Origin of the sequence: Pseudoxanthomonas sp. F37, assembly GCF_022965755.1 — a bacterium.
Classification (GTDB): Bacteria; Pseudomonadota; Gammaproteobacteria; order Xanthomonadales; family Xanthomonadaceae; genus Pseudoxanthomonas_A.
The window spans coordinates 1,430,197-1,454,570 of the sequence record NZ_CP095187.1 but is presented as its reverse complement, the minus strand read 5'-3'; the positions used below and the strand labels follow the sequence as shown (position 1 = coordinate 1,454,570).

Here is a 24,374-nt window from a genome sequence, read left to right as displayed (position 1 = left end):
GATGACGGCAAAAAGCGCCAACGCCCTGCCCAAATCGACATTGAAACTGCCGCTGGCGCTGTCCGGCGGCGATACCGCGACCCTCGCCGACTACGCCGGCGCCTGGCTGGTGCTGTACTTCTACCCGAAGGACAGCACGCCGGGCTGCACCACCGAAGGCCTGGACTTCAATGCCTTGCTGCCGAAGTTCGAGAAATTGAACGCCACCGTGCTGGGCGTCTCGCGCGACTCGGTGAAGTCGCACGACAACTTCTGCGCCAAGCAGGGTTTCAGGTTCCCGCTGGTGAGCGACGCCGACGAAGCGCTGTGCAAGGCCTTCGACGTGATCCACGAAAAGAACATGTACGGCCGCAAGGTGCTGGGCGTGGTGCGCAGCACCTTCCTGATCTCGCCGGACGGCCGCATCGCGCAGGCATGGCGCGGCGTGAAGGTACCCGGCCATGCCCAGGCCGTGCTGGACGCCCTGAAGGCCCACCAGGCCCAGTGACCGAATCCCCTTCCCCTTCACCCACCATCCCGCGCCGCGGCGGGTCATGGTGGTTCGCTGCTGCCCGCGGAAAAGTCGCCCGTGTTCACACATCTTCCTCGATGAGGTTGCCCGAATGACCCGTAGCAAGCGTATCTATGTGTTGGACACCAACGTGCTGATGCACGACCCCACCGCGCTGTTCAAGTTCGAGGAACACGACGTCTACCTGCCGATGCAGGTGATCGAGGAACTGGACAACGGCAAGAAGGGCACCTCCGAAGCGAGCCGCAACGCGCGGCAGGTCAGCCGCTTCCTCAACGAACTGGTCCAGGCATCGGGCCTGGACAACCTGGCCGACGGCATCCCGCTGGTGCAGCCCAGCGGCCTGCAGCTGCGCAACACCAGCAGCGCCGGCCTGCTGCGCTTCCAGACCAGCCACTTCGAGGCGGGCAAGAGCTTCGGCGCGGTGATCCCCGACAACGCGATCCTCGGCGCGATCCTGGCCCTGAAGGAAGAACACCCCGAGATCCCGGTCGTGTTCGTCTCCAAGGACATCAACCTGCGCATCAAGGCGGCCATCGCCGGCATCGTGTCGGAGGACTACGAGAACGACCGCGCGCTGGACGACTTCAGCCTGCTGTACACCGGGGCGACCGCGCTGCCGGAGGACTTCTGGCAGCGCCACGGCAAGGACCTGCGCTCGTGGACCGACAAGGGCCGCACGTATTACGAAGTGACGATGGGCGAAGACGCGGGCTGGTACCCCAACCAGTACCTCTACCTGCCGGGCGACGACGAATCCGAGTTCCGCGTGGCCCGGGTGGACGGCGACAAGGCCACGCTGCAGATCGTGGACGACTTCCGCCACAGCCAGCATGCGGTATGGGGCATCAATGCGCGCAACCGCGAGCAGAACTTCGCGCTCAACGCGCTGATGGACCCGGAAGTCGACTTCGTCACCCTGCTGGGCACCGCCGGCACCGGCAAGACCCTGCTCGCGCTGGCGGCCGGCCTGGCGCAGACCATGGACCAGCAGCGCTACCGCGAGATCATCATGACCCGCGCCACCGTCAGCGTGGGCGAGGACATCGGCTTCCTGCCCGGCACGGAAGAGGAAAAGATGACGCCGTGGATGGGCGCGCTGACCGACAACCTGGAAGTGCTGACCCACAACCAGGAAGGCGGCGCGTGGGGCCGCGCGGCGACCAACGACCTGCTGGCCAGCCGCATCAAGATCCGCTCGATGAACTTCATGCGCGGCCGCACGTTCCTGAGCCGCTACCTGATCCTGGACGAGGCGCAGAACCTCACCCCCAAGCAGATGAAGACGCTGATCACCCGTGCCGGCCCGGGCACCAAGATCGTCTGCCTGGGCAACGTGGAGCAGATCGACACGCCCTACCTGACGGAGACCACCTCGGGACTGACCTACGCGGTGGACCGGTTCAAGAACTGGGCGCACAGCGCGCACATCACGCTGCGGCGGGGCGAGCGCTCGCGCCTGGCGGACTACGCCTCGGAAGTGCTGTAGTAGGCTTCCGGCCCCGACGTGGCAGGACGTGTTGCAGATGCCTACCGATGCAGCGACCGCGGCTTCCCAGGGGCGTACGCCCCTGGCAACGGGGCGGCCTGAGGCCGCCCGCGTAGCCCCTCGGTGAGCGTGCATCTGCCCCGTTGGGTCTGGATCGGCGCGGTCGCGCTGGCCTGCGTGGCGGGCATGGTGAACGCGGTCGGCTTCCTCGGCTTCGAGCGCCTGGCCGTCAGCCACCTCACCGGCACCACCACCCAGTTGGGCACGGCCTTGGCCGACGGCGACTGGCGGGGCGTGCGCCACCTGTGGGCGGTGCTGATCGCCTTCAGTCTGGGCGCGATGCTCAGCGGGCTGATCATCCAGGACAGCACGCTGAGACTGGGCCGCCGCTACGGCGTGGTACTGGCGCTGGAATCGGCGCTGCTGCTGGCCGCGATCCCGCTGTTCTTCCGCCAGCAGCTCAACGGCGCACTGCTGGCGGCGGTGGCCTGCGGCCTGCAGAACGCCATGGTCACCACCTACAGCGGCGCAGTGGTGCGCACCACCCACCTGTCGGGCATGTTCACCGACTTGGGCATCGGCCTGGGCCATCTGCTGCGTGGGCTGCCGCTGCCGATGCGCCGCCTGACCCTGAGCGGGTTGATCATCAGCGGCTTCCTCGTCGGTGGCATCCTCGGCACCTGGGGCTACCGCGCGCTCGGCTACTATGCGTTGGCGATCCCGGCGGCGCTGACCGGTTCCACCGGCATTGGCTACGTGATCTACCGCCACCATGCGTTGCGCCGGCTGGGTCAGCCCGGCGGTCCGTCCGACGGCAGCGCTGCACCGGAACGACGGCCCCCCCGGAGGAGTGATGGACGCCACCCGGCTGCGCGCCTATCTGCACCAGTTCGAACCCAAGCTGCTGACCGCGCTGCGCGAGGGTTATGACCTGCGCAGCCTGCGCGCGGACGCACTGGCCGGCCTGACCGTCGCCATCGTCGCCCTGCCGCTGGCGATGGCGCTGGCCATCGCCTCCGGCGCTCCGCCGGAGAGGGGCCTGCACACGGCGATCATCGCCGGCTTCCTGGTCTCGGCGCTGGGCGGCTCGCGGGTGCAGATCGGCGGACCAACCGCGGCCTTCATCCCGGTGGTGTTCGTGGTCATCCAGAAGTTCGGTTACGGCGGGCTGATCCTGTGCACCCTGCTGGCCGGCCTGATGCTGATCGCCGCCGGCCTGCTGCGCCTGGGCACGCTGATGCGGTACATGCCGCAGCCGGTCATCACCGGTTTCACCGCCGGCATCGCGGTCAGCATCCTGTCCTCGCAGGTGAAGGACGCGCTGGGCCTGCAGATGGAGGAGGTACCGGCCGAGTTCCTTGCGCGCTGGGCCGCCTACGGCCGGCATCTGGCTACCACCCAGCCGGCGACCGTCGCGCTGACCGTGCTGGGCCTGGCGGTGATCCTGCTGCTGCGCAAGTGGCGACCGAAGTGGCCGGGCTTCCTGATCGCGCTGCTGGCGTGCACGCTGGCGACCACCGCGCTGGGCCTGCCGGCCGACACCATCGGCAGCCGTTTCGGCGAACTGCCCTCGGCGCTGCCGACCTTCGATTTCCCTCGCATTCCGTTCGAGCGCACCTTCGAACTGCTGCCCAGCGCCTTCACCATCGCCTTCCTCGCCGGGGTTGAATCGCTGCTCTCGGCGGTGGTCGCCGACGGCATGACCGGCGGCCGCCACCGCTCGAACGGCGAGTTGGTGGCGCAAGGCGTGGCCAATGCCGCCTCGGCCCTGTTCGGCGGCCTGCCGGCCACGGGCGCCATCGCGCGCACCGCCACCAACGTACGCGCGGGCGCCCGTACGCCGGTGGCGGGCGTGCTGCATGCGGTGTTCCTGCTGGGCTTCATGCTGCTGCTGGCATCGCTGATGCGCTACGTGCCGCTGGCCGCGCTGGCGGCCGTGCTGCTGGTGGTGGCCTGGAACATGAGCGAGGCCGAGAACTTCCGCCACATCCTGTCCGCGCCGTGGGGCGACCGTATCGTGCTGCTGGTCACCTTCGGGCTGACGGTGTTCTTCGACCTCACCCTGGCCATCGAGGTCGGGCTGGTGGTGGCCGCACTGATCTTCATGCATCGCATGGCCGAGAGCGTGGAGATCAGGTCCGGGACGCGCAGTGCGGATGAGGACCTGGCCGACCACGATCCGGCGCTGGCTGCGGACGAGCAGCAGCGCAGCCACCTGCCCAAGGGCGTGGAGGTCTACCAGATCAGCGGGCCACTGTTCTTCGGCGCCGCCAACCGGCTGGACAGTCTGCTCGATCAGTTCTTCGAGCCGCCACGGGTGTTCATCCTGCGCATGCGACGGGTGCCCTACATCGACGCCAGCGGCGTGCATGCGCTGCAGAGCCTGGCCAACCGCTGCGCGCGGCGCGGCATCGTGCTGGTGGTGTCCGGGCTGCAGGCGCAACCCAACCGCGTGCTGGCCGACATGGCGCTGGCCGAGCAGCCCGGGCAATTGCACTTCACCTCCAACTACGAGCGCGCGCTGAAGCTGGCGACATCATTGGCCGAATCCCATACCACCGCCGCGAAGCACGCGCCTCCCGGCGCACAATGAGCACATGACCGAATCCCGCCCCCCTGCTGCCCTGACCATCGCCGGATCCGATTCCGGTGGCGGCGCGGGCATCCAGGCCGACCTCAAGACCTTCGCCGCGCACCGCGTGCACGGGCTGTCCGCCATCGCCGCGCTCACCGCGCAGCACACCCGCGGCGTGACGGCGGTGAACGTGCCCCCCGTGGCGTTCCTGCGCGCGCAGCTGGACGCCTGCTTCGACGATTTCGACATCCGCGCGGTGAAGCTGGGCATGCTGGCCACGGCCGAGGTGATCGGCGTGGTGGCCGATGCCCTGCGCGCGCACCGCCCGGCCGCCGTCATCGTCGATCCGGTGATGGTCGCCACCAGCGGCGCCAAGCTGCTGGAGGACAGCGCCCTGCAGGCGATGCGCACGCAACTGCTGCCGCTGGCGCACGTGCTGACGCCCAACCTCCCCGAGGCCGAACTGCTGTTGGGCCGCGCCATCGCCGACGCGGCGGCCATGCGCCGGGCCGCGCAGGATCTGCTGGCACTGGGCGCGCGCGCGGTCTTCCTCAAGGGCGGACACCTGCCCGGCAACGCCGACGTGGTGGACCTGTACTGCGACCCGGACGGCCTGGCCGAGACTTCGCACCCGCGCCTGTCGCTGGAAGCCCATGGCACCGGATGCACGCTGGCCTCGGCCATCGCCGCGCGCCGCGCGCAGGGCATGCCCATGAGGGACGCCTGCCTTGCCGCCTCCGACTATGTGCACGCCGCGCTGCGCGCAGGCTACCGGCCCGGCCGCAGCGGGATCGTCGTGCTGGACCACTTCGGCGCGGCGCCCGCCGCGTGACGGCCACCGACGCGCCCGTCCTGGCCGAAGAGATTCCGCTGCAGGCGCAGGACGGCCACGCCTGCACCCTGATCGCGCGCATGCCGGCCCATCCGTCCGGCGCGCTGTTGTGGGTCCCCGCACTGGGCGTGGCCGCGCGCCATTACCTGCCGTTCGCGGAGGCGCTCGCCGCGCGCGGGGTGGCGGTGTGCGTGCACGAATGGCGCGGCAACGGCAGCAGTTCGCTGCGCGCCGATCGGCGCACCGACTGGGGCTATCGCGAACTGCTGGGCACGGACCTGCCGCTCAGCCATGCCGCGTGGCAGGCCCGGCTGCCCGACATCCCGCATCGCATCGGCGGCCACAGCCTGGGCGGACAGCTGGCCGCCTGCCACCTGGGCCAGCACCCCGACGCCTTCACCGGCCTCTGGCTGGTCGGCAGCGGCACGCCCTACTGGCGCACGTTTCCCGCGCCACGCGGCTACGCATTGCCGTTCTTCTACCGGTTCGCGCCCTGGCTGGCGCGCGCCTGCGGCGCCCTGCCCGGGCGCCGGCTGGGCTTTGGCGGCGACGAAGCGCGGGGCCTGATCGGCGACTGGGCGCGCGTGGGGCTCAGCGGCCGGTATCGCGCCGCCGGTTGGCCGGTCGATCTGGAAGCGGGCCTGCGCCGGGTCCGCGCACCGATCGACGGGGTGTTGTTCGACGACGACTGGCTGGCGCCGGAAAGCTCGCTGCGCGCTCTGATGGCGAAGATGCCCCACGCTCCGGCCCGCATCCACACGCTGCATCACGCCGCCCTGGGCACGCGCGCGGACCACTTCGCGTGGATGAAGCAGCCGCAGGCGGTGATCGGCGCGCTGCTGTCCTGAGCCGGCTCAACAGCCCACGACGATGCAGTCGCGCCCGCGCGCCTTGGCCCGGTACAGCGCGGCGTCGGCGCTGTTGACCCAGTCCGACACCGACGCGATGCCCGGATGGCACTCGGACAGCCCGATGCTGACCGTGCAGCGCAGGCCGCGCGCGGAGAAGGCGCAGGCGGCGACCTGCCGGCGCAGCCGTTCCGCGGCCACGATGGCCTCTTCCCAGCGCGTGTCGGGCATGACCACGCCGAACTCGTCGCCGCCATAGCGGCCGGCGGTATCCACATCGCGCAGGCAGGCTTTCAGCAGGCGCGCGAATTCCTCCACCACCTCGTCGCCGACCGTGTGGCCGTAGCCGTCGTTGACATCCTTGAAACGGTCGATGTCGATCAGCACCAGTACCCCCGCGCGCCCCGAGCGCTGGAAGCGCTTCAGCTCATGGGTGGCCGCATGCAGCCATTGCTGCCGGTTCATCAGGCCGGTGGCCGCGTCGAAGCGCGCCATCTTCTCCAGCAGCGCCTTCTGCTTGCGTGCCGTGCGCGACAGCGCGTGGGTGGCCACGCCTATCGCTACGGGGTAGACCGCCAGGAACGGCAGGCAGGCCAGCACCACCGGGAAACTGGTGTGGGGATCGAACGCGAAGCCCCAGGCCGCGCTCGCGGCCAGGCAGGTGGCCGCCATCGCCGCCAGCGTCCTGCTGGCGAAGCGGCCGCCCCCGATGATCACCTTGTCCATCGTCAGCATCACCGCCAGCAGCACGCTGGGCAGCGCATCGAACTGCATCGCCGCAATCCAGAAGCCGCCCATCGCGGCGTCGAAGGTCAGGTTCTGGTACTCCGCCTGCAGCGGATCGTCGCGGCTCGCCCTGACCCGCAGGTAGGCCAGGTGGGGCCATGCGAATCCGTTGGCCGCCAGCAGGCCCCACAGCGCCGGGGGCGCGCCGTGCTCGTACAGCACGGCCGCCACGCAGATCGCACCCAGCCCCAGCCCCAGCGCGCGCATGCGGTACATGCGCAGGCCGTAGCGCACGCGGTTCTGTTCCGCCAGGTGGCGCGCAGCATCCAGGGGCAAAGCAGATCCGGGCGGCAGGGTATTGGCGCGATTCTCGGCCAATCGCGTTCCCGCCGCCAGCCCGCCGGCATGGCCGGCGGCACGTGCGGGCAGGGCCCGTCCATGCCGGGGGGACCCTCACGCCACGGGATAGCCCTGCGGGTTCTGCGACTGCCAGCGCCAGGCATCGCGGCACATGGCCTCCACGCCCAGTTCGGCACGCCATCCCAGCGTCCGCGCGGCCAGCGAGGGGTCGGCGTAGACCTCGGCCACGTCGCCGGGGCGCCGCGCCACCACCTGGTAGGGGATCCTGCGCGCCGCGGCCTGCGCGAACGCTTCCACCAGCTGCAGCACGCTGACCCCCTGCCCCGTGCCCAGGTTGACGGTGAGGCTGCGGCGTTCGCGCACCAGGAAATCCAGTGCATCGGCATGCGCGCGCGCCAGGTCCATCACGTGGATGTAGTCGCGCACGCCGGTGCCGTCGACGGTGGGCCAGTCGCCGCCGAACACGCTCAGGCGGTCGCGCCGCCCCACCGCCACCTGGCAGATGTACGGCATCAGGTTGTTGGGAATGCCGGTGGGGTCCTCGCCTATCAGGCCGGAGGCGTGGGCGCCCACCGGATTGAAATAGCGCAGGTTGGCGGCATGGAATCCGGCATCGCTGCCGCACAGGTCGCCGATCAGCTCTTCCATCACCAGCTTCGTGCGCCCATAGGGATTGGTCACCTGCAGGCGCGCATCCTCGCGCACGGGTACGTGGTCGGGGTCGCCATAGACGGTGGCCGACGAGCTGAACACCAGCCGGTCGACGCCGGCCTGGCGCATGCCGTGCAGCAGGTTCAGCGTGCCGCCGATATTGTTGTGGAAGTAGTCCAGCGGGCGCTCGCACGACTCGCCCACCGATTTCAGCGCCGCGAAGTGCACGACGGCATCGAAGGCCTGGTGGGCGAAGAATCCCGCCACCGCATCGCGGTCCCGCAGGTCCAGCGGCTGGAACGGCACCGGTCGCCCGGTGATCTGCCGCAGGCGGGCCAGCACGCCCGGCGAACTGTTGCTGAAGTTGTCGGCCACCACCACGTCGTGGCCGCGTTCCACCAGCACCACGTAGGTATGCGCGCCGATGTAGCCGGCGCCGCCGCACAGCAGGATCCGCATCTCGACTCCCCCGGTCGCAGGTCGCCGCGCCATGCGGGCGGGCGATCATCCGCTGTTACGCAGATCGTGGCGATATCAGGCCAGTGTGCGCCGCGTGTCCTGAGGCGCATGCTTTGCACGTTGATCGGCTCGATGCCAGGCCGGCGACGGGAACGCCCGCGCCATGCCTGCGTATAGACTCTTCAGACACGCGACACACAGGGGAACCCCACATCGATGAACGCTCCATTGCCCACCCTGGACCAGGCCAGGATCGCCGTGATCGGACTGGGGTACGTCGGGCTGCCGCTGGCGGTCGCCTTCGGCCGCAAGTTCCCCACGCTCGGCTTCGACATCAACGGCAAGCGCGTGTCCGAGCTGCGCGAACACCAAGACCACACGCTGGAAGTGTCCGCCGACGAGCTGCGCGACACGCCGCTGCTGGACTTCAGCGACGATCCCGCGGCGCTGGCCGGCTGCAACGTGTTCATCGTCACCGTGCCCACCCCCATCGACGACTACAAGCGCCCCGACCTGCGCCCGCTGGAGTCGGCCAGCCGCACCGTCGGCCGCGCCATCGGCAAGGGCGGCGTGGCGATCTTCGAATCGACCGTGTACCCCGGCGCCACCGAAGAGGCCTGCGTACCGATCATCGAGCGCGAATCCGGCCTGCGTTTCAACCAGGATTTCTACGCCGGCTACAGCCCGGAACGGATCAACCCGGGCGACAAGCAGCACCGCCTGGAAACCATCATGAAGGTCACCTCCGGCTCCACCCCGGAGGTCGCCGACTTCGTGGACGCCCTGTACGGCAGCATCATCGCCGCCGGCACGCACAAGGCCAGCAGCATCCGCGTGGCCGAAGCGGCCAAGGTCATCGAGAACACCCAGCGCGACGTCAACATCGCCCTGATCAACGAACTGGCGCTGATCTTCCACCGCCTCGGCATCGATACCCACGAGGTGCTGGAAGCCGCGGGCACCAAATGGAATTTCCTGCCCTTCCGCCCGGGCCTGGTCGGCGGCCACTGCATCGGCGTGGATCCGTACTACCTGACCCACAAGGCGCAGCAGATCGGCTACCACCCCGACGTGATCCTGGCCGGCCGCCGCATCAACGACGGCATGGGCAGCCACGTGGCGCGCCGCGTGGCCAAGCTGATGGCGCGCCGCAACCTGCCCACGGCCGGCGCGAAGGTGCTGGTGCTGGGCCTGGCGTTCAAGGAGAACTGCCCGGACGTGCGCAACACGCGCGTGGTCGACATCGTGGCCGAGCTGCGCAGCTACAACGCGCAGGTCGACGTGCACGATCCGTGGGTCAGCGCCGACGAGGCGAAACATGAATACGGATTGGACCTGGTGGCGGAACCCGAGGCGGGCCAGTACGATGCGGTCATCCTCGCGGTGGCGCACCGGCAGTTCAGCGAACGCGGCGCCGATGGCATCCGCGGGTTCGGCAAGCCGGGCGCGGTGGTCTTCGACGTGAAGCGCACCCTGCCCCGCCACACGGTCGACGACTGCCTGTAATCCCTTCCCCTCCAGGAGTACCTGATGCGCGTACTGGTCACCGGCGCCGCCGGCTTCATCGGTTCCCACCTCAGCGAGCGCCTGCTCGCCCGCGGCGATGAAGTGCTGGGCTACGACAACCTGAACGCGTATTACGACCCCGCGCTGAAGGAGGCCCGGCTGGCCAGGCTGTTGCCGCAGGCCGGCTTCGGTTTCGTGCGCGCGTCGCTGGAGGACCGCGCGGCGCTGGAGGCCGCGTTCGACGACTTCAAGCCCCAGCGCGTGGTCAACCTGGCCGCGCAGGCCGGCGTGCGCTACTCGCTGGAGAATCCGCACGCCTACATCGACAGCAATATCGTCGGTTTCCTGAACATCCTGGAAGCGTGCCGGCACCGCGGCATCGAGCACCTGGTCTACGCCTCGTCCAGTTCGGTCTACGGCGCCAACCGCAAGCTGCCGTTCGCGGTGGAGGACAGCGTGGACCACCCGGTCAGCCTGTACGCCGCCAGCAAGAAGGCCAACGAGCTGATGGCGCACACCTACAGCCACCTGTTCGGCCTGCCCACCACCGGGCTGCGCTTCTTCACCGTGTACGGCCCGTGGGGCCGGCCGGACATGGCGCTGTTCCTGTTCACCCGCAGGATCCTGGCGGGCGAGCCGATCGACGTGTTCAACCACGGCCACCACACCCGCGACTTCACCTACATCGACGACATCGTCGAGGGCGTGATCCGCACCCTGGACCGCGTGCCGGGCCCCGACCCGGCCTACGATCCGCTGGCGCCCACGCCAGCCAGTTCGCTGGCGCCTTACCGCGTGTACAACATCGGCAACCATCAGCCCGTGCAGCTGCTGCGCTACATCGAGGTGCTGGAGGACTGCCTGGGCCGCAAGGCGGAAAAGCGCCTGCTGCCCCTGCAGCCGGGCGACGTGCCCGATACCGAGGCCGATGTCGAAGCCCTGCGCCGCGACACCGGCTACTCGCCGGCCACGCCCATCGAAACCGGCGTGCGCCGCTTCGTGGAGTGGTATCGCGCGTTCTACGACGTCTGAGGTGCGTCCGGGATGCCCCGCAGGCATCCCGGGCTGGCCGGATTCCGCCGTTGCCGCCGTTGTTACCGGCATCGAGCAACTCCAGGGGATCCTCCGATGAAACGCGCCTTTGCCGGCCTCGCCGTCACCGTCCTGTCCCTGCTGCTGGCCGCATGCGCCACATCGTCCGGCAGCGAAGCGCCACCACCGGCCACCACCACGCTGGGCACCGATGCGTACCACATCGGCGTGGACGACATCGTGCAGGTGTCGGTGTGGCGCAACCCGGAACTGGGCATCACCGTGCCGGTACGCCCCGACGGCATGATCTCGGTACCGCTGGTGGGCGATGTGTCCGCTGGCGGCCGCACCCCCGGCGAGGTCGCCAAGGACATCCAGGAGCGACTGGCCGCCTACGTGCGCGACCCGCAGGTCGCGGTCATCCTGACCGACCTGCGCAGCCATGAATACCTGTCCCGCGTGCGCGTCACCGGCGCCGTGCGCCAACCGGTCTCGCTGCCTTACCGTCCCGGCATGACGGTACTGGATGCCGTGCTGGCCGCCGGCGGCATCACCGAGTTCGCCGCCGCCGACCGTTCGGACCTGCACCGCAAGAACGCCGACCAGACCCAGACCTATGCGGTGCGGCTGGACCGCATCCTCAACCGCGGCGACCTGAGCACCAACTACACGGTGTCGCCGGGCGACGTCATCACGGTTCCCGAGCGCACCTTCTGATGAGCCAGAGCAACCTTCCCGCGCGGCGCGGATACGCCGCGCCGGCCGCGCCCGCCGGCACCCTGACGCCCAACGAACTGGCCCCCATCCTGCTGCGCGAAGCGCGCCGCCACCGGGTGGCGCTGGTCGGCATCTTCGCCGCCGTCGCCCTGCTGACGCTGGTGGTGGGCCTGCTGGTGCTGCCGAAGAACTACACCGCCTCCACCACGATCCTGGCGCAGGAGAGCGACATCATCCAGCCGCTGCTGGAAGGCCGCGCCGTGGCCACCGAGGTCGTCGACCGCGCCGGCATCGCGCGCCAGGTGATCTACAGCCGCAAAGTGCTGGAAGATGCGCTGAAGACCGGCGGCTGGCTGGACGACAAGCCCAGTGCCGTCGAGCAGGACCGCCTGATGGAGCAGATCAAGGGCCGCATCGCGATCACCAGCCCGCGCCCCAACCTGATCCAGATCACCTACCGCGACAGCGACGCCAAGCGCACCTACGAGGTGACCGAACGCCTGGGCGACATGTTCATCAAGGAAAGCCTGGCGGCCAAGGAACGCGAAAGCCGCGAGGCCTACGAGTTCATCGACAAGCAGGTGCAGGACTACCACGCCAAGCTGCTGGAAGCCGAAGAGCGCCTGCGCCAGTACCGCACGGACAACACCGACGCCCAGCCCGGCAGCGCCACCGACGCCAACACGCGCATCAGCTCGCTGCGCACGACGGTGGAACAGACCCGCATGGCCCTGCTGGAGCAGCGCTCGCGCGAGAATGCCATCGCCTCGCAGCTATCCGGCGAGTCGGCGGTGACCGCGGTGCAGACGCGCGAAAGCCTGTATCGCGCGCAGCTGCTCGAACTGCAGGGCCAGCTGGACCGCCTGCTGCTGAACTACACCGAGCAGCACCCGGACGTGGTGCGCGTGCGCCACCAGATGGCCGACCTGCAGCAGGCCATGGCCAACGAGCAGACCCGCCGTGCCGCCGCGCCGCAGGGCGCCAGCCCGTTCGACGAGGCGCAGATGAACCCGCTGTACCAGGAACTGCGCAGCCAGCAGGCGCAGACCCGGCGCGAAGTGGCGGCGACCGCGTCGCGCATGGCGATCGCCGAGTCCATGCTCAACGAAGAGTTGAACCGCAGCCGGCGCATCGCCGATTCGGAGAGCGCGCTGGCCGAGCTGACCCGCGACTACGAAGTCAACCGCGACATCTACCAGGACCTGTTGCGCCGGCGCGAGAATGCCCGCGTCTCGATGCAGCTGGACCGCGAGGAGCGCGGCCTGACCCTGCGCGTGCAGGACCCCGCCACCATGCCGCTGCGCCCCACCGGCCTGCGCTTCATGCATTTCGCCATCGGCGGGCTGCTGGTCGCCGTGGGCATCCCGCTGGGCCTGCTGTTCCTGCGCGCCCGGTTCGATCCGCGCATCCGCTCGGCCCAGCAGCTGCAGCGCATCACCGACCGCCCCCTGCTGACCGTGGTGCCGACCTACCATTCGCCGCGCGACCGCCGGCAGGAGCTCAGCCGCAATGCGATGAGCTTCGGCATCCTGGCGCTGGTCGTGCTCGCGTACGGGCTGGCGTTCGGCCTCAAGCAGCTTGCCGCCTAAGACCGCCGCCATGACCTCCTATGCCACTCTGGAAAAGCCCGTGACCCCGGACAACGAACGACTGCACGGCGTCCCCCATCGCACCGACACCTCGCGCTCGCTGGCGTTGATGGACGAACCCACCGCGTTGACGCCGCGCGAACTGGAAGAGCGGCGCGTCATCCACCGCAACGATTCCGTGCGCGAGCAGGCCGATGCGTTCCGCGAACTGCGCACCCGCCTGCTGGCCCTCGGCGGCGAGCGCAACTTCGTCACCCTGGTGGCGCCGGTCAGCAACGGCTGCGGCGGCAGCTTCGTCGCCCGCAACCTGGCCACGGCGTTCGCCTTCGACGACGCCAAGAGCGCCCTGCTGGTCGACTGCGACGTCCTGCATCCCTCGCAGCACACCGCCCTGGGCGTGGACGCCAGCCACGGCGGCCTGATGGACTACCTGGGCGATGGCGACACCGACCTGGGCCGCATCATCTACCGCACCGGCGTGCCGCGCCTGCGGCTGATCCCCAGCGGCCGCCAGCGCGAGACCACGGGTGAAGCCTTCAGCGCGTTCCGCATGCGCGCGATGGTGGACTCGCTGCGCAGCCGCTACCCGGACCGCTATCTGATCCTGGACAGTCCCTCGGTGCTGGGTTCGCCGGACGCGCGCATCCTGTCCGAACTGGCCGACCTGGTGGTGCTGGTGGCCGGTTACGGCAAGGTCGCGCCGGAGAAGCTGGAAAAGGCCGTCGCCAGTTTCCCTGCCGACAAGGTGGCCGGCGTGGTGTTCAACGAAATCCCGTAAGGCGGCCAAGGAGCAGCGGCATGCGCACCCTTCCACTACGCATCTCCCTCATCGCCGCCGCTGTCCTGGCCACGTTGCCCGGCCACGCGCAGGCGGCCCGGGTGGACTACACCGTGGACCTGGGCATGGAGCGGAACAGCAACGTGACCATGGCGCCGGTCGATCCGATCGAGCAGCGCTACCTGCGTGCCGGCGTCGGCTTCAGCATCACCGAGAACGTCTCCGCGCTGCAGCTGAACCTCGATGGCCGCGCGGAGTACCGCGACTACGAGGACGACATCTTCGCCGACACCGTGGACGGCACGCTGTCTGGCCGCCTCAACTGGGTCGTCATCCCGGAGCGCCTGTTCTTCCTGGTGGAAGACAACCTGACGGTGCAGCCGGTCGACTCGCTGGTGCCGGACGGCCCCGGCAACCGCCAGCAGGTGAACGTGTTCTCCGCCGGGCCCACGCTGCTGTTCAACTGGACGCCCTCGCTGCACGGCCAGGCCGAATTGCGCTACGTGCTCAGCGATGCGGAGGTCACGGACGAATTCAACTCGCAGCGCCTGGCCGGCGCCATCCGCACGATCAGGGAGCTGTCGCCGACCAGCCGGGTGTCGCTCAACCTGCAGGCGCAGCGCGTGGACTTCGACGACGACATCGTGGCGCGCGACTACAACCGCTACGACCTCTACGGGCGCTACGTGCGCACGCTGGCCAACTTCGAGCTGGGCGCCGACCTGGGCTATTCGCGCATCGATTACCGCCGCGGCGGGTCGCGCTCGGAACCGCTGATGCGCGCGGATGCGGAATGGAACCTGTCTCCGCGCTCGCAGCTGAGCATCGCCCTGTCCAGCCAGTTCTCCGACACCGCGACGGACGCCCTGACCGGCATCCAGTCCGAAGCCACGATCCCCGAGAACGTGCTGACCGGCGACGCGGTGGTCAACGCCTCGCCCTACGAGGTGCGCGGCATCGACCTGGGCTACCGCTTCACCACGACCCGACTGAACCTGTCGGTGGCGCCGTACATGCAGAAGCGCGACTACGTGGACTCGGACGAGTTCGACCAGAAGACCCGCGGCGCGCGCTTCGACCTGCACTGGCTGGCGCGGCGCTCGCTGACGCTGGGCACCTACGCCACCTGGGAACGGCTGGACTACACGCAGCTCGGCCGCGAGGACGAGACCTCGCGCGTGGGCGCGAGCCTGGCCTACCACTGGGCGCCGCGCTGGACCGCACGCCTGCACGCGGAACGCTACAAGCGCGAAAGCACCGAGGCCGGCCAGGACGTCTCGCAGAACATCGTCTACCTGAGCGTCGCCTATTCCAACCGCTGAGGGGTCCGGCATGCGCGCCAAACCTTCCACCCTGCGGACGCATGGCATTCCCAGTGCGGTCCTGCTGGTCCTGGCCCTGCTGGCGGCGGCCATCGGGCACTGCGGATCCGCCGATGCCCCGGAAACGACATCCGCCCCGCCGCCGGTCGCGCCGCCGGCGGCGGCACCCGTGGCGGCGTCCGCTCCGGTGCCGCCTGCGCAGCCCGGCACCGACCTGCTGAAGATCGACCTGGCCTTCGTCGACCGCAGATCGCCCGCGTTCGCCCGCTTCCGCAGCTGGGTGGACGCGGCCGTCGCGGGCAGCCCCGGCTATGCCTTCAGCGCCAGCGATGCCGCCTTGATGTTCCTGCTCAGCGGCGGCGACAAGTATTGCGACCTGGCCGTGCGGATGGTGGAGAAGGAAGTGGCCGAGGCCGAGGCCGCCATCGCCGCCGGCGCGCGTCCGGCGATCGCGGGCGACTCGTACCTGGAAGTCGGCCCCCGCATCGCGGACCTGGCGATGACGCTGCACGCCTGCCACGCGACCATCGACGCGGCGCAGAAGCGGCGCTGGTCGTCGTATGCGGAACAGGCGGTATGGAACGTCTGGAACCACCCGCGCGCGCAATGGGGTGGACGCACGCATGCGTGGACAGGCTGGTCGGTGGACAACCCCGGCAACAACTACTACTACAGCTTCATCGAGGCGACGATGTACTGGGCGCTGGTGAGCGGCAGCCCGTCCTGGCTGGAGGACCTGCGCACGCGGCGCCTGCCGCCGCTGAAGACCTACTATGCCGGGTTGCCGGGCGGCGGCAGCCGGGAAGGCACGGGCTATGGCGCCGCGCAGATGCGCCTGTTCGGCCTGTATCGCCTGTGGAAGGACAGCACCGGCGAGGACCTCGCCGCCGCCAGCACGCATGCGCGCGACAGCATTCCCTATTGGGTGCATGCCACGGTCCCCACCCTGGACCGCTTCGCGCCGATCGGCGACCAGTCGCGCAACTCGGTGCCGGAGCTGTTCGACTATCACCGCCGCCTGGTGCTCGAGGCGCGCCAGCTGACCACGGACGAAGAAGCGCGCGCGATGGCGTCGTGGTGGCTGGACAACATTTCGGTGCCGCGGATGACGCAGGGCTTCAACAGCCGCTACGACCTGCTGCCCGCCGGCAAGGGCGGCACCCCGCCGTCGGCGCTGGTCTACCTGGCCGAGGGTGCGGGGCATCTGTTCGCGCGCAGCGACTGGGGCAAGGACGCCATGTGGATGTCCTTCGTCGCCGGGCCGTACAACGAAAGCCATGCCCACCAGGAACAGGGGGCTTCACGCTGTTCGCGCGCGACTGGCTGGCGGTGACCGAGAACATCTGGAGCCACAGCGGCATCCAGCAGGGCACGCCGGTCCACAACGTGGTGCGGTTCGAGCGCGCCGATCCGGATGCGCCGCAATGCGCGGCGCCCCGTGGCGATGTGGTGGTGCACCAGTGCGAGATGCCGCAATCGCGCGCGCGGTTGACGGTCACGCCGCGTGCGGACGGCGGGGTCACGGCGGTGGCCGACATGACGCCGGTCTACCGCGACAACCCCGCCCTGCAGTCGTGGCAGCGGCGCATCGATTTCGCGGGCCGCACGCTGCGGGTGAAGGACGATTTCCGCCTGGGTGCCGGCACCCGCGCCGTTTTCCAGGTGAACGTGCCCGAGCGTCCCGTGATCCAGGGCAACGAAGCCATCGCCGGCCGCCTGCGCATCCGCGTGCTGGAGCCGGCCTCGGCGACCTTGCGCGTCCATGCCTGGAGCGACGAGGACCCGCAGGAATTCCGCCGCGGCTGGCGGGTCGACGTGGCCGGGGGCCAGAGCGGCTATACCGTCGAACTCAGCGAAAAATAGGGCCGGCCAGGCCGCCCGCCGACGCCGCCCGGGTCAACGGGCGGTCGTCACACTCCCGTGAACTCCCCTGCCGCAAGCTGAACCGGCACGCATTTCTGTGACCCAGCGCGTCCGTTTGCCCGAATGCCCCACGTTATGATCCGCCCCGCCGTTGCGCGGATCGCATGTAGCGAGGGGGCGCTGCAGCGGGTAGCCACCAGCCCCAGGGGCTGTCGTCTTCCATTGTGTTCGTGCGCGGTTTTCTTGCCAGGAGAACCCCCTTGTCGCGCACGTCCGCCTCCCCCCGCTCCACCCGCCGGCTCCCGCTTGCCCTGATCCTGGGCACCGCCGCACTCACCACCTTGACCGCCGCCAGCGCCGCGGGCGGCCTGTTCGGCCAGCGCGCCCAGCGCCTGGCCTACGACGCATGGGACCGCACCGAAGACGGTTTCGCGGACCTGCGCGACTCCGGTCGCGACACCGTCATCCGCTTCTGGACCCGCACCACCTCTTCCGTGAAGGCCGCACGCAGGGCGCGGGAACGCGGCGTCGCCGCCCTCCCGGCCGGTAGCGGCGGTACGCCGTCGCTGGGCAGCCCAGGCAGCCGGCTCCCGGCCACCGGCATCGACACCGGCCCGGTGCTGAGCAGCGGCGGCCGGGTCAGCTCCAATTCCTCGCGCCCCCGCCTGGTGAACCTGCCCATGCCGGTTCCGCCGGTCGACAAGAATTCGGCCGCCTATACGCGTTTCAAGGGATGGGTCGATGCCGCCGTCGCCGGCAACCGCGGCTATGGCTTCAGCGCGGCCGAGGCCGCCCTGATGTACCAGCTCTCGCCCGAAGCCAAATACTGCACGCTGGCCATCCAGATGGTCGAAGAGCAGGTCACCGCCGCCGAAGCGGCCATCGCCGGCGGCGGCAGGCCCGCCGTGTCGGGCGACTCGTACCTGGAAGTGGGCCCGATGATCTCGGACCTGGCCTACACCATGACCGTCTGCGCGGGCAGCATCACCGCCAGCCAGCGCAGCCGCTGGTCCGCCTACGCCGAACAGGCGGTGTGGAACGTCTGGAACTACAACAACGCCCAATGGGGCGGCCGCAGCCATCCGTGGTCCGGCTGGTCGGTCAACAACCCCGGCAACAACTACTACTACAGCTTCGTCGAAGCCACGATGTACTGGGCGCTGGCCAGCGGCAACAGCACCTGGTTCAACTTCCTGCGCGACAACAAGCTGGCGGCCCTGCAGGCCTACTTCGCCCGCCTGCCGGGCGGCGGCAGCAGCGAAGGCACCGGTTACGGCACGGCGCACATGCGGCTGTTCTCGCTGTACCGCATCTGGCGCGACGCCACCGGCATGGACCTGGCCAACGCCAACAGCCATGCGTCGGACAGCATCCCCTACTGGATCCACGCCACGGTGCCGACGCTGGACCGCTTCGCGCCCATCGGCGACCAGGCGCGCAGCTCGGTCCCGGACCTGTACGACTACCATCGCCGCCTGATGCTCGAGGCGCGTTCGGTCAACACCAATCCCGCGATCCAGAACCAGGCGACCTGGTGGCTGAACAACATCTCGATCGCGCGGATGGGTTCGGGATTCAACTACCGCTACGACCTGTTGCCGGCCGGCACGACGGCCACCCCGCCCACCGACCTGGTCTACCACGCGCGTGGCCCCGGCCACCTGTTCGCGCGCACGGGCTGGACGCGCGACGCGATGTGGGTGGCGATCGTCGCCGGCCCGTACAACGAAAGCCATGCCCACCAGGACCAGGGCTCGTTCACCCTGTTCTCCGGAGACTGGCTGGCCGTCACCGCGAACATCTGGAGCCACAGCGGCATCAACCAGGGCACCGACGTGCACAACCTGGTGCGCTTCGTCCGCAACGGAACGGTGGCGCGCCAGTGCGAATCCACCACCCGGGCCTCGACACTCACGGTCACGCCGGGCACCGGCGGCGCGTTCACGGCCGATGCCAACCTGACCCCGGCGTTCTGCAACACCGATGCGGTGACCAACTGGCGGCGCAATTTCAGTTTCGCCAATCGCCGCCTGACCGTGCGCGACACGTTCTCCATCACCAGCGGCACCACGGCCACCTTCCAGGTGAACGTGCCGGTCGCGCCCACCCTGGTGAACAGCCGCGAAGCCACCGCCGGCCGCCTGCGCGTGCGCGTGCTCGAACCGGCCAACGCCACCATCAACAGCAACTTCAGTACCGGCAAGTACGTCGAGGATGGCGCGCGCTATCGCATCGACGTGCAGGGCGGCACCACGGGTTACGTGGTGGAGCTGAGCGAGATCTGAGCCCGCACGTCAGGGGTTCCGCAGCGTCCGCCGCCCGCGCAAGCGCAGGCGGCGGCGTACGTCCAGCACCTGCACCGGCAGGCAGCTGACCGACATCAGGCCGATCCGCTCCAGCGTGGGGCGCTCGCACAGGGCGGGCGCCAGCAGCCGCCGCGCCGGGCGCAGCCTGCGCGCATGGATCAGGTGGCGGGCGAAATCGGTGCGGATCGCCCGTATCTTCCAGCGCACCATCGCCGCGGGCAGCGCCAGCATCTCGCCCAGCATCCGCGCGTTGAATATCTCCGCGGCCGCGCATCGTTCGATGCGGCTGGTCAGGCTGCCCTGCGCCGGCGTGTAGTGACCCACCAGCATGGGGCAGGCGCGCACCTTCCAGCCGGCGTGCGCGATGCGCAGCCACAGGCTGTAGTCCTCGGCGCCGATGAGTTCGCCGCCGTCGAAGAACCCGCCCAGCGCGTCGAACACTTCGCGCCTGACCACGCTCATCGACGTGCAGATCCGGTTGCTGCGCCACAGCAGGTCGAAATCCATCTCAGCGGGCAGCGTCGTGCGGTCCTCGCGCGCACCGCCATGCACCAGGCCGACGCCGGGGTCGGCCGCCAGCGCCATCTGCGCACGCATCTTGTGCGGCAGCCAGCTGTCGTCCGCGTCCAGGAACGCCACCCAGGCCGCCGACGTGGCGCGCACGCCGGCGTTGCGCGCCGCCGCCGGTCCCGCATTGGCCTGCCGCACCAGCGCGACCCTGCCGCGGTAGCCGGCCACGATGCGCGCCAGGTCCTCGCCATCGGGCGAGCCGTCGTCCACCACCACCACCTGGCGGGGCGGCAGCGTCTGCGCCATCACGCTGTCCAGCGCCCGCGCCAGCGTGGCCGCGGCGCGGTAGGCGGGAATCACCACGGCATAGTCGCCGAAGCCCGGGGAGGAAGAAGACGACACGTCAGGCGGGCCTGGAGAGGGGGTTTCGCTTGAGCAGCGCATGGGCCACGTAATGCAGCATGCACCAGGCCGACCGCGGCAGCGTCAGCCGTTCCACATGCCGGTAGATGCGCCATTGCCAGCCGGCGGCGCGCAACTTGTTGGCCGATACCGAGCCTCCCCGCACCAGGTAGTACGCCAGCGGACGCGCCTCCGGCACCCGTTCGGCGTGACCGGCACGGCGTACCCGGTCCAGCCAGAACACGTAGTCCTCGTGGCCCGTCTTCTGGAAAGCCGCTTCGCCGAGCGAACGCGCGTACATGCCGGTGAGGTTGCCGATGCGGTTGCTGTAGAGCATGCCGGCGTAGTCCACCCGTTCGGGCGGCACCACCTGCCCCAGTGCACGGCCGTCCTCGGCCACCCGCTGATAGGCGGTGTAGCAGACGCGCGCGCCGGTCCGCGCCATGTGCGCCAGTTGCAGGGCCAGCTTTTCGGGGTCCCACCAGTCGTCGCTGTCCAGGAAGGCGACGTGCGTGCCGCGTGCTTCCCGCAGGCCGCGATTGCGTGCGGCGGCGACGCCGCCGTTGGCCTGGCGCACCGCCACCACGCGCGCGTCGCGTGCGGCGTAGGCCTCCATGATGGCGGCCGAGCCGTCGCGCGAGCCGTCGTCCACCAGGATCAGTTCCAGCTCGCGGTGCGTCTGCGCAAGCACCGAATCGATCGAGCGCGCCATGGTCGCCTGCGCGTTGTAGACGGGCATCACCACGCTGACCAGCGGCGCCTGCGGGTCCGCCACCGACTTCACCGCACTCATGCCGCCGCCTGCGCCTGCCGCCCGCCGGCCCAGGACGCGCGCGGCGGCGGCAGGTGGAAATCGCGGTAGTCGCCGGGGTTGCCCTGCAGGCCCGCTTCGGCGGCCTTCACGATGTTGTAGGCCTCGCGCGCGCTCACATAGTGCAGCACGTAGCGCTGGCCATCGTTGTACGCCGACTCCAGGTAGTCGTGCATCGCGTCCACCGGCCGGCCCAGCAGCGTATCCATGTCGCCTTCCTGGGTGCCGTGCGTGTGGATCTTCACGAACACCCAGTCGGGGCGACCCTGTACGTGCACGCCGGCCCTGACCCATGCATCCACGCGCTGCGGGGTGGGCGGCTGCCCACCACGGACATCGGCGTTTTCGATGCGCGGCACCAGGCCCATGCGGCGGTCCTTCCAGTTCAGTCCCAGGGGGCCCTGGATCAGCATCAGGTCGCCGCTGGCCTGCCCGCCCACGCGCACCGGCACGCCGGTATCGTGCGACTTCGGCGCGTGCGGATCGTCGGTGGCGTAGTAGATGCTGTTGATCGTGCGGGTCTGCGTATCGCTAGGCGCGGACGGCAGGGTGAAATCCGCGTAGCAGCCCAGTTCGCGCAGCAGGATGAGCTCGTTGTCCAGGCCGCACCAGCGTCCGTCCGGCCGCGAGTTGTCCAGGCACCAGTTGCCATGGATGAAGCCGAACCGGAGTTCGCCCGTGGCCGGATCGCGCGGCAGCGCGCCGTGCCGCTCGTGCAGCACCCGGCAGAAGCGCGACATGCCTGCGCGGAAGTTGGCCTCGGTGTCGTTGTCGTGGTGCAGATGCACCTCGATCTCGCCATAGCCTTCGGCGCACAGCGCCGACAACTTGTCCAGGTACTCCGGTACGTACTCTTCCTCGGGGTAGAAGAAGCTGTGCTGCGGCGGACGCCCGTCCGCATCCCGGTGCCGCGCCGCCAGCGCGCGATAGTCGCGGCACCAGCGGTCGACACGCTGCCGCTGGGTGGCCTCGTCCGCGCCGTGCCACATGGGCTCGAAGTGGTCGACGAAGCAGAACATCACGTGCACGGGACCCGGCGTGGCCGTCACCCGCGGGCGGCGCAGATAGCTGCCGATCCAGATCTCCATGTTGCGCGACCGCAACAGCGCCCAGACCGCCACCGCCGTCGCCGCGAGGATCGCGACCGCCGCCGCTGCCACCCACACCAGAATGTCCACGTGCCCCCCTTGGTCCCGTCGGCATGCGCCCCGTCACCATCGAGAACGCGGCGAGGGCTGCGTACCGGCCACGGGGGACCGCCGGCTTCAACGCACGTGCGGCAACGCGCGCAGCGAAAACCCCTGCGCCATCCAGGCCGGAATCAACGCACGCAGCAACTCCAGCGAGTGTTCGCTGTCGTCGTGCATCAGGATGATGTCGCCGCCGCGCGGCGGGTTGCGCTGGATCGTTTCCAGCAGCTCCGGCACCGGTCGGCGGCTGTAGTCCAGGCTGTCGTAGGACCAGTAGTCGATGCGGTGGCGCCGCCCCACCAGCCTGGCCAGCATCGCGGGAGTGAGCACGCCGCGCGGAGGCCGGAACGCGTGCCGCCGGCGTCCGTCGATGCCGGTGAGCAGGCGCTCGGTGCGTTCGATCTCTTCCAGCTGCTCGCCCAGTGTCAGCGCTTCGAAGCGCGGGTGCGAATAGGAATGGTTGCCCAGCGTGTGCCCTTCCGACGCGATGCGGCGCGCCAGCGCATCGTGGCGTTCCACCTCGCGCCCGACCAGGAAGAAGCTGGCCTTGGCGCCGTACTCGGCCAGCAAGTCCAGCAGCGCGGGGGTGTGGTCGGGGTGGGGGCCGTCGTCGAAGGTGAGGTACAGGCTGCGCGCCGCCGCCGTCGGGCCGGACGTCATCAGCCAGCCGTTGGGCAGCAAGCGCAGCAGTCGCAGGCGGCGTGGGCGCGGATTCATGGCGGTGCGGCCGGCGGCAGGAACGGAACGTTCATGATGTGCGTCCCTGCAGCGCCATGGTCGCCGAAGGCAGTTCGGGCGAAGCATCGTAAAGGCCGTGGTAGCGCTCGGCCATGGTGCGGAACGAGGCTTCCGCCTGGGCCCAGGCATACCCCGCCCGCCCCATGGCGGCGGCCTGTTCGCCACCCCGCAGCAGGGCGATCAGCGCGGTGGCGATGGCGGCGGTATCGCCCGACGGCACCAGCCGGCCGTTGATGCCATGGCGGACGATTTCGCGGTTGCCTCCCACGTCGGTCGCCACGATCGGCAGCGACGAGGCGCACGCTTCCAGCAAAGCGACCGAGTAGCCCTCGCTCGCCGATGACAGGGCGAAGACCTCCATCCCCGTCAGCAGCCGGGGCACGTCGTGGCGGTCGCCGAGGAAGCGCACCGCATCCGACAGCCCCGCCTGTTCGGCCTGGGCCTCCAGCGCAGCGCGCAGGGGACCATCGCCGACGATCGCCAGCGCCGCCTCGGGCACCTGCATCCTGACCTTCGCGAACGCGCGCAGCAGCAGGGCGTGGTCCTTCACCGGCTGCAGCCGGCCCACGGTACCGATGATGCGGCTGCCGGGCGGCAATCCCAGCTCGGCGACCAGTGCCTGGCGCGCCACGTCGTCGGCGGGCCGGAAACGCTCCAGGCGGATGCCGTTGGGCACCGCCAGCAGCGCGCGCCGCGGACGCATCCCGTCGGCGGCGAAGCGCTGCCGCGCCGCCTCGCATACGGCGACCGCATAGTCGGTGAAGCGCAGGCTCTGGCGGTACAGCCATTCCTGCCGGCCGCTCCGGGTGCGCCCGCCCATCCCGTGACGCGTGTTGATCCTGCATTTCACCGGCAGGCCCAGTGTGGCGAGCACGGCGTAGTAATGCGCCATGGCGTTATGGGTATGGATCACCGCTCCGGGCGACTGGCGGATCAGCGCGCGCGCGCGCCGCAGCGCGCGCAGGTCCAGGCCGCGACGCTTGCCGCAGGCATCCACGCGCACGCCGCTGGCGAGCAGTTCCCTGGCCAGCAACCCCAGCTTGAACAGGCAGATCACCCGGCATTCATGCCCCGCGTCGCGCTGGCTCGCGATCAGGTCCACCACGGTGCGTTCCAGGCCACCGCGATCCAGGTTCTCGACGACATGCACGATCTCCAC

The 24,374-nt window shown here is 69.8% G+C and carries 21 protein-coding genes and 1 pseudogene; 15 read left to right on the top strand and 7 right to left on the bottom strand.

Annotated features, from left to right (window positions below):
- Position 1 precedes the first annotated feature (1 nt).
- From MUU77_RS06675 to MUU77_RS06650, 6 genes and pseudogenes are all read left to right on the top strand, one after another.
- Entirely contained in the window at positions 2 to 487 is a 486-nt protein-coding gene (locus MUU77_RS06675) for a peroxiredoxin (protein ID WP_245093047.1), read from the top strand.
- Between the two features lie 115 nt (positions 488 to 602).
- Positions 603 to 2,000 carry a PhoH family protein gene (locus MUU77_RS06670; protein WP_245093045.1) on the top strand — a complete coding sequence of 466 codons (1,398 nt, stop codon included), beginning with the start codon at positions 603 to 605 and terminating at the stop codon, positions 1,998 to 2,000.
- A gap of 123 nt (positions 2,001 to 2,123) precedes the next feature.
- Positions 2,124 to 2,768 (top strand): annotated as a pseudogene (locus MUU77_RS06665) (YoaK family protein); the annotation flags it as partial.
- A gap of 85 nt (positions 2,769 to 2,853) precedes the next feature.
- On the top strand, positions 2,854 to 4,593 hold the full coding sequence (locus MUU77_RS06660; protein ID WP_245093043.1) for a SulP family inorganic anion transporter: 1,740 nt from the start codon (positions 2,854 to 2,856) through the stop codon (positions 4,591 to 4,593).
- 4 nt (positions 4,594 to 4,597) lie between these two features.
- The gene (gene thiD, locus MUU77_RS06655; RefSeq protein WP_245093041.1) at positions 4,598 to 5,407 is read left to right on the top strand and encodes a bifunctional hydroxymethylpyrimidine kinase/phosphomethylpyrimidine kinase; all 810 of its coding nucleotides are present in this window, start codon (positions 4,598 to 4,600) and stop codon (positions 5,405 to 5,407) included.
- Entirely contained in the window at positions 5,404 to 6,255 is an 852-nt protein-coding gene (locus MUU77_RS06650) for an alpha/beta fold hydrolase (RefSeq protein WP_245093039.1), read from the top strand. The genes thiD and MUU77_RS06650 overlap by 4 nt, the downstream gene beginning before the upstream one ends.
- A gap of 6 nt (positions 6,256 to 6,261) precedes the next feature.
- On the opposite strand, the gene MUU77_RS06645 is transcribed toward MUU77_RS06650, so the two are convergent.
- Together MUU77_RS06645 and galE are read right to left on the bottom strand one after the other, a co-directional pair.
- A complete protein-coding gene (locus MUU77_RS06645; protein WP_245093037.1) occupies positions 6,262 to 7,359 on the bottom strand; it encodes a sensor domain-containing diguanylate cyclase in 1,098 nt (365 codons plus the stop codon).
- A gap of 75 nt (positions 7,360 to 7,434) precedes the next feature.
- On the bottom strand, positions 7,435 to 8,451 hold the full coding sequence (gene galE / locus MUU77_RS06640) for a UDP-glucose 4-epimerase GalE (protein WP_245093035.1): 1,017 nt from the start codon (positions 8,449 to 8,451) through the stop codon (positions 7,435 to 7,437).
- A 216-nt stretch (positions 8,452 to 8,667) separates the two neighbouring features.
- Here galE and MUU77_RS06635 point away from each other — a divergent pair, with 216 nt between their 5' ends.
- From MUU77_RS06635 to MUU77_RS06595, 9 genes are all read left to right on the top strand, one after another.
- On the top strand, positions 8,668 to 9,957 hold the full coding sequence (locus MUU77_RS06635) for a nucleotide sugar dehydrogenase (RefSeq protein ID WP_280640363.1): 1,290 nt from the start codon (positions 8,668 to 8,670) through the stop codon (positions 9,955 to 9,957).
- A 24-nt stretch (positions 9,958 to 9,981) separates the two neighbouring features.
- Positions 9,982 to 10,989, top strand: coding sequence for an NAD-dependent epimerase (locus tag MUU77_RS06630; protein WP_245093033.1), 1,008 nt, complete (start codon positions 9,982 to 9,984; stop codon positions 10,987 to 10,989).
- Between the two features lie 96 nt (positions 10,990 to 11,085).
- The gene (locus MUU77_RS06625; RefSeq protein ID WP_245093031.1) at positions 11,086 to 11,706 is read left to right on the top strand and encodes an XrtA/PEP-CTERM system exopolysaccharide export protein; all 621 of its coding nucleotides are present in this window, start codon (positions 11,086 to 11,088) and stop codon (positions 11,704 to 11,706) included.
- Positions 11,706 to 13,295: an XrtA system polysaccharide chain length determinant gene (locus MUU77_RS06620; protein ID WP_245093029.1), complete on the top strand. Its 1,590-nt coding sequence runs from the start codon at positions 11,706 to 11,708 to the stop codon at positions 13,293 to 13,295. The genes MUU77_RS06625 and MUU77_RS06620 overlap by 1 nt, the downstream gene beginning before the upstream one ends.
- Positions 13,296 to 13,305: 10 nt before the next feature.
- Entirely contained in the window at positions 13,306 to 14,073 is a 768-nt protein-coding gene (locus MUU77_RS06615) for a polysaccharide biosynthesis protein (protein WP_245093027.1), read from the top strand.
- Positions 14,074 to 14,093: 20 nt separating this feature from the next.
- Positions 14,094 to 15,395: an outer membrane beta-barrel protein gene (locus MUU77_RS06610; protein ID WP_245093025.1), complete on the top strand. Its 1,302-nt coding sequence runs from the start codon at positions 14,094 to 14,096 to the stop codon at positions 15,393 to 15,395.
- A 10-nt stretch (positions 15,396 to 15,405) separates the two neighbouring features.
- Positions 15,406 to 16,728, top strand: a complete 1,323-nt coding sequence (locus tag MUU77_RS06605; protein ID WP_245093023.1) for a hypothetical protein — start codon at positions 15,406 to 15,408, stop codon at positions 16,726 to 16,728.
- Positions 16,725 to 17,258, top strand: coding sequence for a hypothetical protein (locus MUU77_RS06600; RefSeq protein ID WP_245093021.1), 534 nt, complete (start codon positions 16,725 to 16,727; stop codon positions 17,256 to 17,258). Before MUU77_RS06605 ends, MUU77_RS06600 begins: the two co-directional genes overlap by 4 nt.
- A 260-nt stretch (positions 17,259 to 17,518) precedes the next feature.
- Complete coding sequence (locus MUU77_RS06595; protein WP_245093019.1) at positions 17,519 to 19,543, top strand: heparinase II/III family protein; 2,025 nt, start codon at positions 17,519 to 17,521, stop codon at positions 19,541 to 19,543.
- 9 nt (positions 19,544 to 19,552) lie between these two features.
- Here MUU77_RS06595 and MUU77_RS06590 read toward each other — a convergent pair whose 3' ends face one another.
- The 5 genes from MUU77_RS06590 to MUU77_RS06570 form a co-directional block, all read right to left on the bottom strand.
- On the bottom strand, positions 19,553 to 20,476 hold the full coding sequence (locus MUU77_RS06590; RefSeq protein WP_245093017.1) for a glycosyltransferase family A protein: 924 nt from the start codon (positions 20,474 to 20,476) through the stop codon (positions 19,553 to 19,555).
- Between the two features lies 1 nt (position 20,477).
- Positions 20,478 to 21,269 carry a glycosyltransferase family 2 protein gene (locus tag MUU77_RS06585; RefSeq protein ID WP_245093008.1) on the bottom strand — a complete coding sequence of 264 codons (792 nt, stop codon included), beginning with the start codon at positions 21,267 to 21,269 and terminating at the stop codon, positions 20,478 to 20,480.
- Positions 21,266 to 22,465: a hypothetical protein gene (locus MUU77_RS06580; protein ID WP_245093006.1), complete on the bottom strand. Its 1,200-nt coding sequence runs from the start codon at positions 22,463 to 22,465 to the stop codon at positions 21,266 to 21,268. The genes MUU77_RS06585 and MUU77_RS06580 overlap by 4 nt, the downstream gene beginning before the upstream one ends.
- 87 nt (positions 22,466 to 22,552) lie before the next feature.
- Positions 22,553 to 23,194: a polysaccharide deacetylase family protein gene (locus tag MUU77_RS06575; protein ID WP_245093004.1), complete on the bottom strand. Its 642-nt coding sequence runs from the start codon at positions 23,192 to 23,194 to the stop codon at positions 22,553 to 22,555.
- A gap of 31 nt (positions 23,195 to 23,225) precedes the next feature.
- A complete protein-coding gene (locus MUU77_RS06570) occupies positions 23,226 to 24,374 on the bottom strand; it encodes a glycosyltransferase (protein WP_245093002.1) in 1,149 nt (382 codons plus the stop codon).

Excerpts from the sequence above, each read along its gene's own strand:
- MUU77_RS06675 (WP_245093047.1), top strand. The coding sequence starts at position 2 with ATGACGGCAAAAAGCGCCAACGCCCTGCCCAAATCGACATTGAAACTG.
- MUU77_RS06670 (WP_245093045.1), top strand. The coding sequence starts at position 603 with ATGACCCGTAGCAAGCGTATCTATGTGTTGGACACCAACGTGCTGATG.
- MUU77_RS06660 (WP_245093043.1), top strand. The coding sequence starts at position 2,854 with ATGGACGCCACCCGGCTGCGCGCCTATCTGCACCAGTTCGAACCCAAG.
- thiD (WP_245093041.1), top strand. The coding sequence starts at position 4,598 with ATGACCGAATCCCGCCCCCCTGCTGCCCTGACCATCGCCGGATCCGAT.
- galE (WP_245093035.1), bottom strand. The coding sequence starts at position 8,451 with ATGCGGATCCTGCTGTGCGGCGGCGCCGGCTACATCGGCGCGCATACC.
- MUU77_RS06635 (WP_280640363.1), top strand. The coding sequence starts at position 8,668 with ATGAACGCTCCATTGCCCACCCTGGACCAGGCCAGGATCGCCGTGATC.
- MUU77_RS06630 (WP_245093033.1), top strand. The coding sequence starts at position 9,982 with ATGCGCGTACTGGTCACCGGCGCCGCCGGCTTCATCGGTTCCCACCTC.
- MUU77_RS06625 (WP_245093031.1), top strand. The coding sequence starts at position 11,086 with ATGAAACGCGCCTTTGCCGGCCTCGCCGTCACCGTCCTGTCCCTGCTG.
- MUU77_RS06620 (WP_245093029.1), top strand. The coding sequence starts at position 11,706 with ATGAGCCAGAGCAACCTTCCCGCGCGGCGCGGATACGCCGCGCCGGCC.
- MUU77_RS06615 (WP_245093027.1), top strand. The coding sequence starts at position 13,306 with ATGACCTCCTATGCCACTCTGGAAAAGCCCGTGACCCCGGACAACGAA.
- MUU77_RS06610 (WP_245093025.1), top strand. The coding sequence starts at position 14,094 with ATGCGCACCCTTCCACTACGCATCTCCCTCATCGCCGCCGCTGTCCTG.
- MUU77_RS06605 (WP_245093023.1), top strand. The coding sequence starts at position 15,406 with ATGCGCGCCAAACCTTCCACCCTGCGGACGCATGGCATTCCCAGTGCG.
- MUU77_RS06585 (WP_245093008.1), bottom strand. The coding sequence starts at position 21,269 with ATGAGTGCGGTGAAGTCGGTGGCGGACCCGCAGGCGCCGCTGGTCAGC.
- MUU77_RS06575 (WP_245093004.1), bottom strand. The coding sequence starts at position 23,194 with ATGAATCCGCGCCCACGCCGCCTGCGACTGCTGCGCTTGCTGCCCAAC.